This is a genomic window from Leptotrichia hofstadii (assembly GCF_007990525.1).
GTDB classification, from domain to species: domain Bacteria; phylum Fusobacteriota; class Fusobacteriia; order Fusobacteriales; family Leptotrichiaceae; genus Leptotrichia; species Leptotrichia hofstadii.
Genome location: NZ_AP019823.1, coordinates 2073176 through 2091577 on the forward strand (window position 1 = coordinate 2073176; position 18402 = coordinate 2091577).

Sequence of the window (18402 nt, forward strand, 5' to 3'; positions counted from 1 at the left end):
TTTTACTGTAATTTCAAGAATTTTTTTTGCAAATTCAAAGTAAAAAATTAGAGATGCATTATTTATCAAAATTTATTAACTTTTCGACATCTCCGCCAATATTATCCCTCCAGCCACAGATACATTCAGCGAGTTTATTTGCCCCTTCAAGTGTATTTTTACAATTTTGTCACAATGCTCCTTGACTTTTTTTCGCATTCCATTTCCTTCACTTCCAAGTACAAGACACGCTTTTTCTGGATAATTTTCCTCATAATAATAATTCTGCCCATCAGCTTCTGCACCGTAAACTGCATATCCATATTTTTTTAATTTGTCAATCGTATCAGAAATATTGGTAACTTTTACAATATCCACATGCTCAATCGCTCCTGTTGATGATTTTACAACTGTTTCTGTAACTTTCACGCTGTTTCTGTCCTGAATAATAATCCCATCAACTCCAAAGCACTCTGCACTTCTTATAATCGCCCCAAAATTTCTCGGATCCTGAACCTGATCCAGCACAACAACTATTGATTTTTCCTTTTTCAAAAGTTTTTCTAAAAATGCAGAAAAATCCACATAATAATCAAATTCTGAAACAAGTGCCACAACTCCCTGTGAATTTTCAGTCCGTCTATCAGTATAAAAAATCTTTATATTTCTTCTGCTTGCCAGATTCAATATTTCCTTAATTGTTTCCTTCTTTATCTTCTTATAAATCTCCAGCTTCTCAATATTTTTATCCGATTTCAATACTTCAATCACTGGATTTATCCCTATTATCTTCTCCATTCTTTTCTCTCTCTCTTTCTATATATTAAAAATTTTTTTCTAATATTAATTTTTATTTATTAAACTTTTATTTTCAGATTATTTTGATTAATAACTGTTTTTTCAATTATTCTTATATTTTTTTCTAATAATCATCATTTCCCTTTGTTTCGCAATAATAGTTATTTTAACATATTTAACTAATAGCATATTAAAGAAAATGGCGAAAGTGCTACGCACTAACCCTGGATCGTCTAAGCATTTTTTTGAAATATTCCCAAATTTTATTTGGGAAAGTAGTCTAAACTTTATTATTTGCATAAAACCTTGATTACTACGAAAACGAAACTCGCTGACGCTCACTTTCTCAAATAAAGACTATAACAACTCCATAAAATATATTTGCGATAAAGGTTATGGCGAAAGAAGTACATAAATGTGTTTAGTCGTTTTCATTCCAAAAAAATCACGACATTCTACATTAACTCATAAAGATTATATATTTAAGCTCTTAAATTGAGAAAATATTAAACAAGCAAAATTTCGTTAAAGGAAAAATAACTAAATACAAATGTATTTCTTTCGCCATAATTTTTATAACGATAGAACTTATTTATGTTAAAATAACTCTTGTTTGCGAAAGTGAGCGTAGTTTTAACGAAGCGAGTTTTATTTTTTCTTTATAAGAAAGTTTTGCGTAAAGCTGGGAGGCAAGGGCATGGCGTCTGATGCCCTTGCTTAAAATAACCTAAAATTAGAAAAAATAATTTTTCTCTTTTAAATATATTTTATACCAATTTAACCTTAAAATCAAATAAAAATATTCAACAATTCAATTAATATTAAAAAGGAATGCTCTTATAAAAAAATTATAAAAAACATTCCTTAAATTATACTAATTTTTATTATTTAAACTATAACCAGTCAGTTCTGTACATTCTGTATTCAATTTCAGGGAAGATATTATCTCTGCTTTCAATTTCACTTATCCAGCTTTCATCCAAACTGCCGTTTTTGAAGTCTTCATAAATTTTGAATAACCTATGAACGTGATCGCTTATTTTCTTGTGAGCATAACCAACCATTGTTCCAGTATACATTATAAATTCCCAGCATGAAGTCTGTGCCATTAATAATTCTCTTGCGGCCTGATTTAATGCTCTGTATTCTAATTCGTTGTATGGTTCTCTTCCGTTTGCCAGTTCTATCATTTTTTGTGCGGCTTTATGTAAATGTCTGTAGGCGTAATCATTTGAGCCGTCTATCCAAACGTCATAATAACCGTTTGCTCCCCAGCTTGACATGCTTACATCAACTATTTGATTTGTCGGATATTGCTCTAAATATTTGTATGGTGTTATTGTAGAAAAATTAGATTCCGCTGTGGCTCTGAATACCCATTCTAGGAATATTGGCCCTTCATACCACCAGTGTCCGTATAATTCAGCATCATAAGGCGATACTACAATTGGTTTTCTATATTTCATTTTTGAAGCCAGAAACTCAATTTGTTTTGAACGGTTGAATACAAAGTTGTAGGCGTGCTCTTTGGCTCTGGCCGCTGCCGCTTCTGGATTGTAAACTGCTTTATAAGTTCCTTTTTTATCAGTTATTGCATGATATTTTACTCCAATGTTTCTTCGTACTCCATCACTGTGTAAATATGGTTTTACAAGTTCATAGTCAAGTTCATATCCCGCATCCTTGTGGAATTCTCTATAAACTCCATCTCCTGGATAACCAGACTCTGAACTCCAGACTTGCTCAGATGATTCCAAATCTCTGGCAAACGCAGCTACATAGTTTTTGGTATAAACTGGCGAGTAGATACCGTAAACTGGACGTGGATCACTGTGCATAATCCCATGTGCATCAACTAGGAAATATCTTATTCCATGTTTTTCCAAAAATTTATCCTGTCCTGGATAATAAGCGCACTCTGCTAGCCAAATTCCTTTTGGCTCTCTTCCAAAGTTTTTGATGTAATCTTTTTTAGCCATAAAAACTTGAGCATTCACTGCTTCTGGATAATCTTTCATAACTGGTAAAAATCCATGTGTCGCAGTAACTGGAATGATTTCCAAATTGCCCTGATCTTGGAATTTTCTGAAGGCTCCGACCAAATCTCTATTGTATTTTTCTTCAAATACTCGTTTTGCCCTTGTATTAAACCATAAATTATGTTTTGCAACATTTAGCATATCAGGATATGGACTAAGTCTTTCCACTTCTTTCTCGCAAAATTCAATCAATTTGTCTATGTGACGAACGTATCTTTCCCTTAATAAACTGTCGTTCATCATATTAACAAGTGTCCCAGACATTGTAATGGTCATATTCCAAGGAATATTATCCCTTGTTAAATTTTCAAACATTTCTAGTAGAGGAACATATGTTTCTGTAATTGCTTCGTATAACCAATCTTCTTCTAAAAATTCTTTATATTCCGGGTGTCTTACATAAGGTAAATGTGCATGCAAAACAAGACTCAAATATCCATTCATAATTTTTCCTCCATACTTTATAAATTTTTATATATTATATTTATACCATATTTTCGCAGAAATTCAAAATTTTTTTATAGAAAGTTTACTGAAATTTTAAACTTTCTTTTTTTATTATAACCTGCTATTTCATATTTTAATTTTTAACCTTGTAACAAAATTTTCTCATATCAATCTATTTTATCTCATTAACAGCATAATTTTAAAATTAAAAAAAACCTGCCAGCTAAATTCAACTGGCAGGCAAAAGGTAGGACAATAAGACAAGAATTCAACTGCTATTTTTGACTGCTAAAAATCAAAAACAATATGATTATAACTGTCAAAACAGTCAAATCCCAATTTGCCATTATTACCATCCCCTGTTCAAGAAAGTGTAATCAAGGTTGCGTTCCTTGACAGACAATTATATCACAAAAAAAAGCCCTATTCAATAAAGAATAAAGCCCTTTTCTCGCATTTTTAATTTTACACTAACCTGAACAGGTTTTTTATTCAAAGTTATTATATCATTTTTTCTAAAAAAATTCAATCCCAAAATTTTCAAAAAACAAAAAAAACTTCTTTAATTAAAGTTTTCTTATATTATAAATTTTTTTAACAAAAAACTTTTAATTTCCCACTAATAAACTCAATTGTTACATCCACATTTTCTCCTTCTTCTCCATCAATGCTTACGTCAATTTCTTCTGTAACTTTTTTTATTTCGCATTTTTTGGCTTGTAAAGTTCGGATGTAATCGTTGTTTGTTAGGTTGCTGTTCATTAAATCTATTAGGATTTTTGGAATATCCAGCGGGTTGTCAATGTTTTTTACGATTAGAATATCCATAAATCCATCATTCATACTGGCTTCATCGATTACATTTTCAAATCCGCCAACACTTTTTCCGTTCAGAATTGCGTACAAAATAGCCTTTTCCTTTACTTTCTCATTTCCATCCAGCACAATTTCCAAGTCAAAAGTCTTTATATTTGTAAGTTCTCCAAGTCCATTTATATAATAGGCGACTTTCCCAAACGTTTTTTTCAGTGCCTTATCTGTATTGTAGGAAATTTTAGTAAATAGTCCCCCAGCATACGAAGACAAGAACACAGTTTTTCCATTAATTAATCCAAAATCAATATTTTTGGCAGTTTTATCTGTAATTTTTTCTATCCAGTTCCCAATGTTTTCTTCGATTTTCAATGCTTTTGCAAAATCATTTGATGTTCCTGTCGGAAATATTGCAACTTCTGGAAATTCAATGTTTTTAGAATAAAGTTCGCTCAAGCAACGGCTTAATGTTCCATCTCCACCTGATAAAATCAAAATATCATATTTTTCATTTTTTAAAATTTCTGTAAGCAAATCATAATTCTGATTTATGCTGTAAAGTGTCAATGTAATCCCTTTTTCCAGCAGTTTTGTCGTGATTAAATCAAAATTGCTTAAAATTATATTGGCATTTCCAGATTTTGGATTGTAAACCAAAATAGCCTTTTTTAGTTTTTCCATATTTCCTCCTATTTTTTATATTCTTGTCACATAGATATTATCTCACATCACTTTTTTTATAATTTTTTACAACAAATTAAGATTTTTGCTACTCAAATATTTGTATCATCATTTACTTTTACAAAATCTCATTAACCGAATAATCAGAATAAATCTTTTCTCCATCAGTAAGCAACTTTTTCAATTTAATTTTTTCTTCAATCGGTAAATATTCTACAAAAATATTTTTTGCATTTTTTCTCTCCTTCTTCGTTGAATTTTCTAAAAACATTATATTTTCTGGCACTTCAATTTTCGTATCTATCTCTTCAATATTATTTTTGTCCAAATCATCTGTTTTTACCATAAAATCTTCAGAATTTATTATTATGCAAAATCTGTTCTCTACTTCCTGTTTTCCAGCTTCACTTAACTTTTCAGTATTTTCCTGCTGTTTTTCCACAATACTCTCGGAGTTTTCCACATTTTCATTATTTTTAAACTCTATTTTTTCAATTTTCTTGTATTCCAGCTGTTTTGGCTCTTCATTAACTTCAAGATTTTGGCTGTTTTCCTTAATTTCATAATTGATTTCGTTTTGCATTGAAAAATCTGTTTTTATAATATTTTCCAACCGTTCTATATCTTTGTAATTATAAAATAATGTAAATGGATAGTCATTTTCAGAATATTCTTCATTTATATCAAAATATGATTTTATAAAATTGTTAAAAATTGGCTTTTTATCTGAACTTATTACAATTTGACTTTTTTTATCAGTCATTTTTTTATAATAAATTCCAACTGTCAGTAAAAAGTTTTCAAAATTTGACATTTTGTATTTATATTTTTCATTTTCATCAAAAATATTTTTTATAATCAAGTTTTTATTTTGTTTAAAAAACTGTGCCAGCAATTCTTTAGTCTGTGAATTATACTCCATTTTCCCAATCAAAAATTCTTTTATTTTCTTAAAAATACCAATTTGCGTGTGATCATAACATTTAAAATTATAATCTCTTTTTATCAATATATTTACAATATTATGATTTGAAGCCTGCTTCACATCCTCCATTTTCACAGTAAAATTCCAGTTATAATACTGATTTAAAAGTATTAACAAGTTGGAAATGCTGTAATCAAGCCGTCCAATGAACTTTCTTCCTTGAAAAAGCGAAACCTGGTCAAATTCCATTTTCATTGTAATTTTCTTTTCCGTTTCCAGCTCAATATTTGTATAAAATACCGACTTCATCGGGAAAGATGTGTTAAAAAGCGAATGATAATAAGATAAAGTATCGTCCTTCAACTGCGACACTTTCACATCCTCAACATACACTTTCGTATAATATCTATCTTGAAACATTTCTGTCTTTAATTTATAAACAATGTCGTAAAACAAATTCTCGTTCAGTTCTTTAAAATACTCGCCAGAATTAAACCAGACAGCATTTTTATTAAAAAATCCCTTTTGCTTTATGTCAAACATTATATGATTTTTATTTTCTCCAATGAACTTTATATTTTCAAAAAGTACGTTATTTGTCCTGAACGTCGGCATTGGATTTCCAAATCCAAATGGCTTTAACAGTTCTATTATTTGGAAAAATTCGTAGGAAACCTTTTGAATTGGGATTTGCTTATCAATTTCTATTATTTTTACAAAATCCTCTTCCTTTAGTTTTGTTTTTGCAAATTTATTTATTTTTTTCCTAAATAATTCCAAATTTTTTATTCCAATCGTAAATCCAGCCGCTCCAGAATGTCCCCCAAATTTCACAAAAAGTTCAGGCATCGACTGCAACGCCTCCAAAATATTAAAGTTCCCAATGCTTCGGCATGATCCAACTGCTATTCCTTCATCTTCCTTCACTTCAATGATAATCGCAGGCTTGTAATATTTATCCACAATTTTAGAAGCTGCTATACCAATTACTCCGTGATGATATTCAGGCGAATAGTCTACAATCACATAATCTTCCTTTAAATCGCTTTCTTCAATATGTTTTTCCACTTTTTCGACGATTTGATTCTGCAATTCTTTTCGCTCAAAATTCTTATTAATCAATTCCTTTACGATTATCTCAATTTCCCTGTCATTATCAGAAATTAGCAATTTTACCACCATTTTTGCATCTTTAAGCCTTCCAGCCGCATTAAAGACAGGTGCTATGATAAAGCCCACATCATACGAATTATACTCAGTTTTTTCATTAAAATCTGAATTTTGCGTACTAAACAATTTATACAGCAAAAATCTAAGCCCCTTATTTTTAGAACGGCTCAGCTGCTCCAGCCCAAACTTAGTCAAAATCCTGTTTTCCTCCACCAGCGGAACAATATCCGCAACCGTACCAATTGCCACCAGATCGAGATATTTATATGCTTTTGCCTTTTTCCCAATTCTTTCATAAAGACAAAGAATTACCATAAAAATAGTCCCAACTCCCGCTAGAAACTCAAAGGAAAATTTATTTTCAGGACGTTTTGGATTCACAACTGTAATAGCGTCTGGAACTTTATCCCCATGTAAATTATGGTGATCCGTAATAATTATCGGCAAATTTATAGAATTTGCAAACTCCACTTCAGGAAACGCTGTAATTCCACAATCCACAGTAATTACCAAATCCGCCCCAGATTCTTTAATTTTCTTCAAAGCCTCATTATTCAGTCCATACCCTTCATCCCGAATAGGAATGTAGTAGTTCACATTTTCCGCCCCAAGCTCTTTTAATGCCATATACAAAATAGATGTCGAAGTAATTCCATCCACATCATAATCTCCATATATCCAAATATTCTTCTGTTCCTTTATCGCCTTTTCAATTTCCAAAACTGTCTTTTCCATATCCTGCAGTCCATAAGGATTCTGGATATTTTCAAGTTTTGGATTCAAAAACTCCCTTACTTCCTTCTCTGTCGTTATTCCCCGTGAATAAAGTATTTTCAAAATATCATTATCAATTACCGAACTTAAATTCATATTTTCAAAATTCTGTTTTTCAGTCTTACTTTTTTTCAATTTTTTTGTTTTTTCATCATTTTTCTGCTTGTTGTCTCTTTCAATATATTCCCTCTCCTGTCGTGGATTAGGAATAATTTTTGCAGCCCATTTTGTATTTCTCATAGTTTTCTCCTCTTTTATATTTTCCCCTCTTATTTTAAACTTTATTTTTATTATTGTACTCTCTTTTTAAGTATTCGAATTACTAAATTCTTTTAAAATATTCATTTTAATACTAATTTCTAACTAAAAATGGTACACAACCGATGTTTTCGCTAACTTAACTTTTTCATTTTCACAAGAGGTCAAGACCTCTTGCTTCAGAATATTTGTTTTATTAATAAAGACATATAGTTGTCGAACAGGTTTAATCAATAGCGACAATATATACTTTTTCCTAATTTATTATACATAGTTTAATTATATATTAGTATAAGCATTTTGATTAATATTTCTTTATTAAAACAGCCTTCATAATTAAATTAAAAATGTCGTGATTTTTTTGGAATGAAAACGACTAAACACATTTATGTGTTTCTTTCGCTAGAACCTTCATAGCAAATATATTTTGTAGAGTTGTTCTAATCTTTATCTGCGAAAGTGAGCGTCAGCGAGTTTCGTTTTCGTTTCAAAAAAATGCTTAGACAAGCCGGGTTTGAAAAGGGGATGGCGACTGTTCCCCTTTGCTTTATAATAAAGAAATAACATATAAATTTTAAAAAATATTTATTAACAATAATTCATCTTATGGACCTTAAATAAAAAGCATTAATTTGAATATCTACATAATTTTACCACATTTTTTTATCAAAATAAATGCCAGCTATTCTATTTTTTTCTGCAAAATAAGAAAAACCCCTAAAATAAAGGGGAATCTCTTTTTATAAAAAATAAATTTTATCTTAATTTAATTTTATTCTTCTGCTGAATAATCCATTGCTGCCATTCGTTTGTAGTAGTTCCAGTTGTCTTTGGCATTTTTTAAGTTTGCTTCAAGCAATTCTTTGGCTTTTTCAGGAAATTCTGCGGCTAAAGTTGCATATCTTCGTTCCCCTAGCAGGAAATCTTCATATTTGTCCCAAGCAGGATTTCGTGTATCTAACTGCAGTGGATTTTTCCCTTTTTCAGCGAGTCTTGGATCATATCTGAAAATTGGCCAGTATCCTACTTCTGTTGCAAGTTTTTCTTCTGTCTGGAATTTACCCATGCCAGCTTTTATTCCATGCTCTATACAAGGTGAATAAGCAATTATTATTGATGGTCCTGGATAAGCCTCTGCTTCTCTTACTGCTTTTAGTGTCTGATTTTGATTTGCACCCATCGATACTTTAGCAACATAGATATTTCCATAGGTCATTAGTATCGCAGCTAAATCTTTTTTCTTGATTGGTTTTCCCGATGCTGCGAATTTTGCAACTGCTCCTGCTCTCGAAGATTTTGAAGATTGTCCTCCTGTGTTTGAATAAACTTCCGTATCAAGTACAAGAACATTTACATCATCTCCAGAAGCCAGGACGTGATCAAGACCTCCAAATCCGATATCGTAAGCCCATCCATCTCCTCCAAACATCCACATTGATTTTTTTATTAAGTATTGTTTTAACTCCAGTATTTCTTGAGTATTCTTTTTTACTTTTTCATTCGGATTTTCATTATTTTCCTTTTCTAATAAGATTACCAGTTCATCTCGAATTTCAGTAGTTTTATCTCCATCATAAAAATTTTCAGCAAAAATGGTAAATAAATCAGCTAATTCACTTGAAACATCTGCTTTTATTTCTTCCATTCTTTTTAAAATTCTGAGTCGAATTGTATTTACAGCCTGAAACATTCCATATCCATATTCAGCATTATCTTCAAATAGTGAAGAAGCCCATGCAGGCCCACAACCACTTTCAGCAGTCGTATAAGGTGAAGATGGTGCAGAAGCTCCATAAATTGAAGAACATCCTGTCGCATTTGCCACAATCATACGTTCTCCAAATAACTGTGTCACCAATTTAATATAAGGTGTTTCTCCACAGCCTGCACACGCTCCAGAAAATTCAAATAGAGGTTTTGCAAATTGTGAGCCTTTTACAGTATTTTTTCCTAAAATCTTATCTTTGTATGAAACATTATTAAATAAGTAATCTGTGTATTCAATTTCATTTCTTTCAATTTGAGATTGAGTAGATTTCATAACAATGGCTTTTCCACGTGGCGCAGGACAAACATCTACACAGGCACTACATCCTGTACAGTCCAGAGGCGATACCTGAATTTTATATTCAAGTCCATCCATTCCTCTACCAAGAGCTTTTATTGTAGGCATTCCTTCTGGTGCCTTTTTCATTTCTTCTTCATCAAGCAGAAACGGACGTATTACAGCGTGAGGACATACATAAGCACATTGATTACATTGGATACACATGTCTGGCTGCCATTCTGGCACTTCATCAGCAATTCCTCTTTTTTCATAATGTGCCGTTCCATGCTGGAAGCTTCCGTCAACCATTCCATTTTCTATAATTGAAGAAACTGGCAATTCATTACCTTTCATAAGATTAATCGGATCTGCAATCTTTTTGATAAATTCAGGTTTTGCATCGTCAATGATTTTTTCATCGACTTCAAGATCTGCCCATTCTGGCAATACTTCAACTTCTTCCAGACCGTCAATTCCTCTGTCAATCGCATTCCAGTTTTTTTGAACAATATCTTGTCCTTTTCTTCCGTAACTTTTCTCTGCATACTCTTTCATGTATTCCTTTGCTTCTTCATGAGGAATTACTTCTGAAAGATAGAAAAAGGCTGATTGCATAATAGTATTTGTTCTATTTCCTAATCCAATTTCTTTAGCTAATTTTGTAGCATTTATAATGAAAAATTTGATTTTTTTTCTAGCCAGTTCCCTTTTTATCTCATTCGGAATACTTGGAATCAATTTCTCTTTTTCCCAGATTGTATTTAAGAGGAATGTTCCTCCTTCTTTTAATCCAGAAATCATATCGTATTTCCCAAGATATGCAGGTGCCGAACAAGCCACAAAATTAGGTCTTGTAACCAAGTAAGTTGAGCGAATTGGATTTTTACTGAATCTCAAATGAGATCTTGTCACTCCTCCAGCTTTTTTTGAATCGTATGCAAAATAACCTTGTGCATACAAGTCTGTCTTATCTCCAATAATTTTTATTGAATTTTTATTTGCTCCAACCGTTCCATCTGAACCTAGCCCAAAGAATAGACAGCCTTTCACATCCTCATTTCCAGTAAACACTTCATCTTCCAGCGCCAGTGATGTAAATGTAACATCATCAATAATTCCTATTGTAAAGTTATTTTTAGGTTCTTTTTGTGCAAGATTTTTGAATACTGCCACAATTTGTTCAGGCGTTGTATCCTTTGATGAAAGTCCGTATCTTCCACCGACAATTTCAGGTGCATTTTCACGTCCATAGTAAAGTGCCTTTACATCCATATATAATGGCTCACCCAATGCTCCAGGCTCTTTTGTCCTATCAAGTACAGCGATTTTTTTCACGCTTTTCGGCATTGCATCAAAAAAATATTTGCTAGAAAACGGACGATATAAATGAACATTCAATGCTCCCACATTTTCGCCATTTTTATTAAGATAATCTACAACTTCCTTGATTGTTTCATTTACAGATCCCATTGCAATAATAACTCTTTCAGCAGTTTCTGAACCGTAGTAAACAAAAGGTGCATAGTTCCGTCCTGTCTTTTCGCTAATTTTTTTCATATAGTCATTTACAATATCAGGTACAGCTTCATAAAATTTATTTTGGGCTTCTCTTGCCTGAAAATAAATATCGTCATTCTGAGCTGTTCCCCTTGTTACAGGATTTTCTGGATTTAATGCTCTTTCTCTAAATTCCTGAACAGCTTTTTTATCAAGCAGGCTCTCAAGAAACTCATAATCCATAACCTCTATTTTATTTATCTCATGCGAAGTCCTAAATCCATCAAAAAAATGCATTACTGGCACTCTTGACTTAATTGCTGTTAAATGTGCAATTCCAGCTAAATCCATAACTTCCTGAACCGAACTTGTCGCAAGCATAGTCCATCCTGTCATTCTAGCAGAATAAATATCCTGATGATCTCCAAATATTGATAATGCTTGTGCAGAAATAGCCCTTGCCGCAACATGCATTACACCTGGAAGCAATTCCCCAGCTATTTTATACATATTAGGTATTTTTAATAGTAATCCTTGAGAAGCAGTAAATGTCGTGGTCAAAGCTCCAGTTTGTAACGATCCGTGTACAATCCCTGCAGCTCCAGCCTCTGATTGCATTTCCACAACCTTTACCGGCATTCCAAATAAATTTTCCTTTCCGTATGATGCCCATTGATCTACAAGCTCTGACATAGTTGATGACGGAGTAATCGGATAAATTCCAGCAACTTCCGTAAATGCGTACGCTATATGAGCTGCAGCCTGGTTACCATCCATTGTTTTCATATTTTTTGTCATTTTTCCCTCCAAATTAAAGAATTTTATAATTTCTCTGCTTAACTTGCATTTATAAAATTCTAGCTATATATAATTATATATTTTCTAGTCCAAATTTGCAATTACTTTTTAACTTTTCTTTCTATTATTTTTTATCTCCTAATTTCTATTTATTAATTTTTTTATTCTTATAGATTAGTTTTATTAATAACTGTTTTTTCTTAATTTTATTTATTTTAGTTTTTTTAACGCAGAGGTATCAGACGCCATACCTCTGCACTCCCGCTCTCGAATTTCAATTTTACAGCAAAAGACAAAACTCGCTTTTAACAAAAGTTATTTTCATCTCATTAAGTTGTTGTCTATTCAAATAAAATAGAAAAGCTCAAACAAGTTGTCTTTTACTGAAAAATTAAAATCTCGGAAATTTATAAAAAATATTTTTGCTTTAATAAAATTACCTGTTATGATTAAACTAAAAATGCTTAAACAAGCCGGGATTGTAAAGGGAATGGCGAGTAATCCCCTTTATGTATTCAAAAAAGAAAAACATAAGAATTACAGAAAAAATTTTTATTAACAACAATATATTTTCTAAGAATTAAGAAATAGTTATTAGTTTAAATTTTTAAAAATAAATTTAAATAAATTATTTAAGAAAATCATTTTTAAATTCCTTTTTTGTAGATTTATGTTCAATAATATTTTTTATAATCAGAATAAATATTGAAATTATTACCAAAAGTGAAGATACTGCAAATGCTGATACTATTGACTCTGATGAGCCTGACAGATATAAAGCATCTATTTCTAGTGGCAAAGTAAATGTTTTTCCTCTTGCTTTTGATAATGCGTTTACTGCTCCAAATTCTCCTAACGCTCTTGCTGTACAAAGGATAATTCCGTAAAGAAGTCCCCATTTTATTTGTGGTAATGTTATTTTTCTGAAAATCGTGAATCCGTCTGCTCCCATTAATGCGGCCGCTTCTTCCTCATCTTTTCCCTGTGCATTCAGAATTGGAATGATTTCCCTTGAAATAAAAGGAAAAGTTACAAATACAGTAGCTAAAATTACTCCTGGAATTGCAAACACTATTTTTATGTCAAGTACAAAAAATTTATTTAGATGCTCAATATAAGGTGCTGCCCAGCCCATTCTCCCAAAGGTCATAATGAAGGCAAGACCTGCTATTACTGGAGAAATCGAGAAAGGGATGTCTATTAGCGTTGCCAAAATATGTTTTCCACGAAATGAAAACTTTGTGAGAAGCCATGCCGCCGCTATTCCAAAAAAAGTATTTATAATTAATGCTGAGATTGTTGCAATCACTGTAATTTTCAAAGCTGAAAGGACGTATTTATCTGTTAAGCTTCTTATGTAAAATGTCCAGCCTTTTTGAAGCGAATTTGTAATAATCGCAATTAGCGGCAATACTAACATAATGCCGACAAACAGGATACTTACTGCTATTAATACATACTTTATAATGTTATTTTTTTTATCCATCACTCTTTCCCCTTTCCTAAACATTGTTTGTCCGCTTGAACTGGTTCATTTGAACTAAATTTATTAAAAATAAAAGTGTGAATGAAAATATTAGCATAACCAGAGCAACTACAGTCGCAGAAGGATAGTCGACATAATTTAATTTTTGCATAATTACATAGGAAACAACCTGTGTATGCTCTTTTAGGCTGTTTCCTGAAATGTAAATTACACTTCCATATTCTCCAAGCCCTCTTGAAAAGGCAAGTCCAAATCCTGTTAATAAGGCAGGTCTTATTTCAAGGAAAATTACTTTCCAAAAAGTCGTTTTTCCGTCTGCACCTAAGATGTATGCCGCTTCCTCATACTGATTGTCCAGCTTTTCCAGAATTGGCTGAACTGCTCTTACCACGAAAGGAATTCCTACAAAAATTAAGGCAATTATTATCCCAACGTGAGTATATGAAATTTTTATCCCAATTTTTGCAAAATATTTTCCAACCATCCCAGTATCAGAATACATTTTTGAAAGTGTGATTCCTGCAACTGCAGTAGGCAAGGCAAAAGGCAATTCAAGCATTCCGTCTAAAAATCTTTTTCCAAAAAAGTCGTATCTTATAAGCACCCACGCCAAAATTACTCCGAAAACGCAGTTTACAGCGGCAGCTATAAATGAACAGATGATGCTTGTAAAAAATGCATTCAAAACTGGCTTTTCTGTTACAAGTTTCCAAAATTCAAGAGGTGACAGCCTAAAGGAATAAACTAATATCGAGGCTAAAGGTATTAATATCAGAATTGACAGCATTGTCAATGATATTCCAAATGTAAGTCCAAATCCTGGAATTACAGGCCGCTCTTTTCTTTTTAATGCTAATATTTTCATTTTTTTACTCCTTTCATAACAATATCTCCAATTAAAAGATTTTTTGCCTATTTTCTTATATCAAATAAAAAGACTTTTGACAATGAACCTTTGCCGCACAAGTATTATTGCTATTTAATTTTGAAACAATTTATACTTCTAATTTTCATAAATTTTATCAAATAATGCACCTTCATTGAAAAATTTCTCGTAGGCTTTTTTCCAGCCGCCAAAATCATCTATTTTTGTTAGTTTCATCTTCAAGTCAAATTTATTTTCATATTTTTTCAGAATTTTCTGATTGTAAGGTCTGTAGCCACTTTCAGCGATTATTTCCTGCGCTTTTTCTGAATACAGATATTTCAAGTATTCTGTACTTATCTGATAAGTCCCGTTGTTTTTTGCAACTTTGTCAACTACTGCTACTGTCGGTTGTGCCAAAATACTCACACTCGGATAGACAATCTCATATTTTTCAGGATACTCCCTAACCGTAGCAATCGCCTCATTTTCCCACGCAATAAACACATCTCCCTGATTATTTTCCACAAAAGTCGTAGTTGCTGCCCTTGCCCCCGAATCCATTACTGCCACATTGTCATAAATATTTTTCACAAAATTTTGAATCTTATGCTCATCATTTCCAAATTTTTCACGTCCGTATGACCATGCTGCCAGAAAATTCCAGCAAGCTCCACCACTGCTTTTCGGATCAGGTGTTATCACTTTTATTCCCTTTTCTGTCAAACTGTTCCAGTCCTTAATATTTTTCGGATTTCCTTTTCTTACAAGAAAAACGATTGTAGAGGTATACGGAGAAGAGCTTCCGGGAAATTGGTTTACCCAGCCTTTTTCAAGCAAGTCTGCCTTCTCAAGAAGTGCCACATCATTTTCCAGTGCTAAAGTTACCACATCCGCATCAAGCCCTTCAATTACCGAACGTGCCTGTGAGCCTGAGCCTCCATGCGATTGGGAAATTTTCACATCCTGTCCGTATTTTTGCCTGTAATATTCCATAAACAGCTTGTTATACTTTTCGTACAGTTCACGGGTAGGATCATAGGAAACATTTACAATTTCCAATTTTTTCCTGCTTTTTCCAGATTTGCTGTTTTGCCGCATAATTCCGATAAAATAAAGAAAAATAACAATTATAGCAAATATTACTGGTATTTTCAGTTTCTTTAACATCTTCACGTTCCCCTTTTTATGAAATCTGTCTATTCAATAATCTGGTTAATATTAAATCATATAGAAATTATCCCCACTTACTACTCTTCTGTAAGTTTCAAATTTTGCCCATTTTTTGTGAATTTCCACTTTATTTACATTTTGATTGCAGTCTAAAAGATAATTTTTCATATCTTCTTTAGTTTTAATCTGCAATCCGAATCCTGCTGTGTCTAATATTGGCAGTCCTGTAAAATGATAATCTTCTAATTTAACAATATCAAAAATTTTACAGTCTCGCACTAAAACTGCCGCCTCACTTTCAAGTGATATAATGTCATAATATTGCGGATATTCAAAGCTATCTCCTTTTTGAGGCACTTCATCGCCTACATGGTATGTTTTTTCTTTTGTTCCTTCTTTAGACATTCTCGCATTTTCGAAATCGAAATACAGTTCTTCAAAAATGTATCCGTCAATTTTTATGTCATCCTTTTCAAAATAAGGTTTTTCTCCAATTGTATCAATATTTTCCACTACTCCTGCAGCGGCAGTCTGATGTGAAAGCCTGTCAATCAGTATCAATTCTCCCAAAGCCTTATTTTTTTTGAACAAATCAACAATAACTTTATCTGAAAATTCTATTTTGCAAAATGCAATTTCATTTTTTGTGATACTTTGTGTTTCAATTTTTTCTCCTGTATTCACATCAATTTTATATACAATTTCCTTTAATATTGCAGAAAGTTTCTTTGTTCCAAGTTTTGCCAAATATTCCTTTCCAGCTGTCAATTTGTCATCATCCATCCACAATAATACGGCTTCAACCGATTTTGCAACTGGAAGATTTTTGTTTTTTGTAATAACAGAACCACGGCTCACATCCACTTCCTTGTCCAGCTGAATTGTAACAGCCTGTCCAGAAAATGCCTCTTCTACATTTTTATCTCCATTCAAAATCGTTTTAACAATTGCAGTTTCATTACTTGGCAAAACAGTGATTTCTTCTCCAGTTCGTATAATTCCACTTTCAATTTGCCCCTGAAATCCTCTAAATTCGTGATTTGGACGGCATACACGCTGGATTGGGATATAAAAGTCTGAATTTTCGTTATTTTCTGTCACATCCACTGTTTCCAGATATTCTATAATGCTCCCGCCCTTATACCAGTCCATATTTTCAGATTTTTTGGTAACATTATCACCTTCAGTGGCACTCACAGGTATTATTTTTATATTTTCTAATTCCAGTTCCTTCGCTAATTCCTTCACTTCATCGACAATTTTATTAAATTTTTCTTCGCTGTATTTTGCTAAATCCATTTTATTTACTGCGAAAACAAAGTGGCGTATTCCAACCATTGAACAAATTCTTGCGTGTCTTCTAGTTTGAACAAGTACACCTTTTGTAACATCCAAAAGCAAAATTGCAACTTCCGCGAATGAAGCTCCAACCGCCATATTTCGAGTATATTCCTCATGCCCTGGCGTATCAGCCACAATAAAGCTCCGTTTATTTGTCGTAAAATACCGGTATGCCACATCAATTGTGATTCCTTGCTCCCTTTCAGCCATCAGTCCGTCCAAAAGCAGCGAATAATCGATTGCTCCTCCACGTGAACCGACTTTACTGTCTAAAATTAAGGCTTCTTCCTGATCCGCATAAAGCAGCTTAGAATTGTAAAGGATATTTCCAATTAACGTCGATTTTCCGTCATCCACACTCCCACAAGTTATAAATTTTAATAATCTTACCATTAAAAATACCCCTCTCTTTTTCTTTTTTCCATGCTCGCCGCTCCGCTATCCTTGTCAATAACCCTGCTTGTTCTTTCAGATTCCACCGAACTTAGCGTTTCATCTATTATTTCCTCCAAAGTTACAGCGTTTGACTCCACAGCTCCTGATAACGGATAATCTCCTAAAGTTCTAAAACGAACCATCCTAATTTCAGGCTCTTCGCCTTCTTCCAGTCTCATTCTCTCATCATCAACCATTATCAAATTTCCATCCCTTTCCACAACAGGACGTTCTGCCGCCGAATAAAGTGAAACAATTGGTATATTCTCCCTTTGAATATACTCCCAAATATCCTTTTCAGTCCAGTTGGAAATTGGGAAAACCCTGATACTTTCACCTTTACTAATTTCTGTGTTGTAAAGTTTCCACATTTCTGGCCGCTGGTTCTTAGGATCCCATGCTTGAGCTGCATTTCTGAATGAAAAAATTCTTTCTTTTGCACGGCTTTTTTCTTCATCTCTTCTGCCGCCACCAAATGCCGCAGTAAATCCATATTTATTAAGTGCCTGCTTCAATGCCTGCGTTTTCATAATATCTGTAAATGAAGCTCCATGATCAAACGGATTAATATTTTTCTCAACTCCTTCAGGGTTAATATACTCAATCATTTCAATCCCAAGCTCCTTTGCTCTTCTGTCACGAAAATTTATCATTTCCTTAAATTTCCATCCAGTATTCACATGAAGAAACGGAAAAGGCGGCTTTTCAGGATAAAATGCCTTCATTGCCAAATGCAGCATAACCGAACTGTCCTTCCCAATCGAATACAGCATGACAGGATTCTCACATTCAGCCGCAACTTCCCGAATAATATATATCGCTTCCGCTTCCAGTTCATCTAAATGAGATAATTCATTCATATATAAATCACCCTTT

General features: G+C 32.7%; 10 protein-coding genes. All 10 read right to left on the bottom strand.

Going from position 1 to position 18402, the window contains the following annotated elements; genetic code table 11:
- Nucleotides 1-75: 75 nt before the first annotated feature.
- The 10 genes from rlmB to cysD all read right to left on the bottom strand — a co-directional run bounded on the left by rlmB (nt 76) and on the right by cysD (nt 18386).
- Nucleotides 76-777: a 23S rRNA (guanosine(2251)-2'-O)-methyltransferase RlmB gene (gene rlmB, locus FVE77_RS09890; RefSeq protein ID WP_026746872.1), complete on the bottom strand. Its 702-nt coding sequence runs from the start codon at nt 775-777 to the stop codon at nt 76-78.
- Nucleotides 778-1670: 893 nt separating this feature from the next.
- Nucleotides 1671-3260, bottom strand: a complete 1590-nt coding sequence (locus FVE77_RS09895) for a glycoside hydrolase family 57 protein (protein WP_026746871.1) — start codon at nt 3258-3260, stop codon at nt 1671-1673.
- Nucleotides 3261-3857: 597 nt separating this feature from the next.
- Entirely contained in the window at nt 3858-4757 is a 900-nt protein-coding gene (locus FVE77_RS09900) for a diacylglycerol/lipid kinase family protein (RefSeq protein ID WP_026746870.1), read from the bottom strand.
- A 118-nt stretch (nt 4758-4875) separates the two neighbouring features.
- The gene (gene recJ / locus FVE77_RS09905; protein WP_026746869.1) at nt 4876-7866 is read right to left on the bottom strand and encodes a single-stranded-DNA-specific exonuclease RecJ; all 2991 of its coding nucleotides are present in this window, start codon (nt 7864-7866) and stop codon (nt 4876-4878) included.
- A 790-nt stretch (nt 7867-8656) separates the two neighbouring features.
- Entirely contained in the window at nt 8657-12226 is a 3570-nt protein-coding gene (nifJ, locus tag FVE77_RS09910; RefSeq protein ID WP_026746868.1) for a pyruvate:ferredoxin (flavodoxin) oxidoreductase, read from the bottom strand.
- 628 nt (nt 12227-12854) lie between these two features.
- Nucleotides 12855-13712 (bottom strand): sulfate ABC transporter permease, encoded by an 858-nt coding sequence (locus FVE77_RS09915; protein WP_232052917.1) that lies wholly within the window; start codon nt 13710-13712, stop codon nt 12855-12857.
- 16 nt (nt 13713-13728) lie between these two features.
- Nucleotides 13729-14577 (bottom strand): sulfate ABC transporter permease subunit CysT, encoded by an 849-nt coding sequence (gene cysT, locus FVE77_RS09920; protein ID WP_026746866.1) that lies wholly within the window; start codon nt 14575-14577, stop codon nt 13729-13731.
- 138 nt (nt 14578-14715) lie between these two features.
- A complete protein-coding gene (locus FVE77_RS09925; protein WP_026746865.1) occupies nt 14716-15747 on the bottom strand; it encodes a sulfate ABC transporter substrate-binding protein in 1032 nt (343 codons plus the stop codon).
- 51 nt (nt 15748-15798) lie between these two features.
- Nucleotides 15799-17484 (bottom strand): sulfate adenylyltransferase subunit 1, encoded by a 1686-nt coding sequence (locus tag FVE77_RS09930; protein ID WP_051254523.1) that lies wholly within the window; start codon nt 17482-17484, stop codon nt 15799-15801.
- Nucleotides 17484-18386: a sulfate adenylyltransferase subunit CysD gene (gene cysD, locus FVE77_RS09935; protein ID WP_018499671.1), complete on the bottom strand. Its 903-nt coding sequence runs from the start codon at nt 18384-18386 to the stop codon at nt 17484-17486. The genes FVE77_RS09930 and cysD overlap by 1 nt, the downstream gene beginning before the upstream one ends.
- Between the last annotated feature and the right edge of the window lie 16 nt (nt 18387-18402).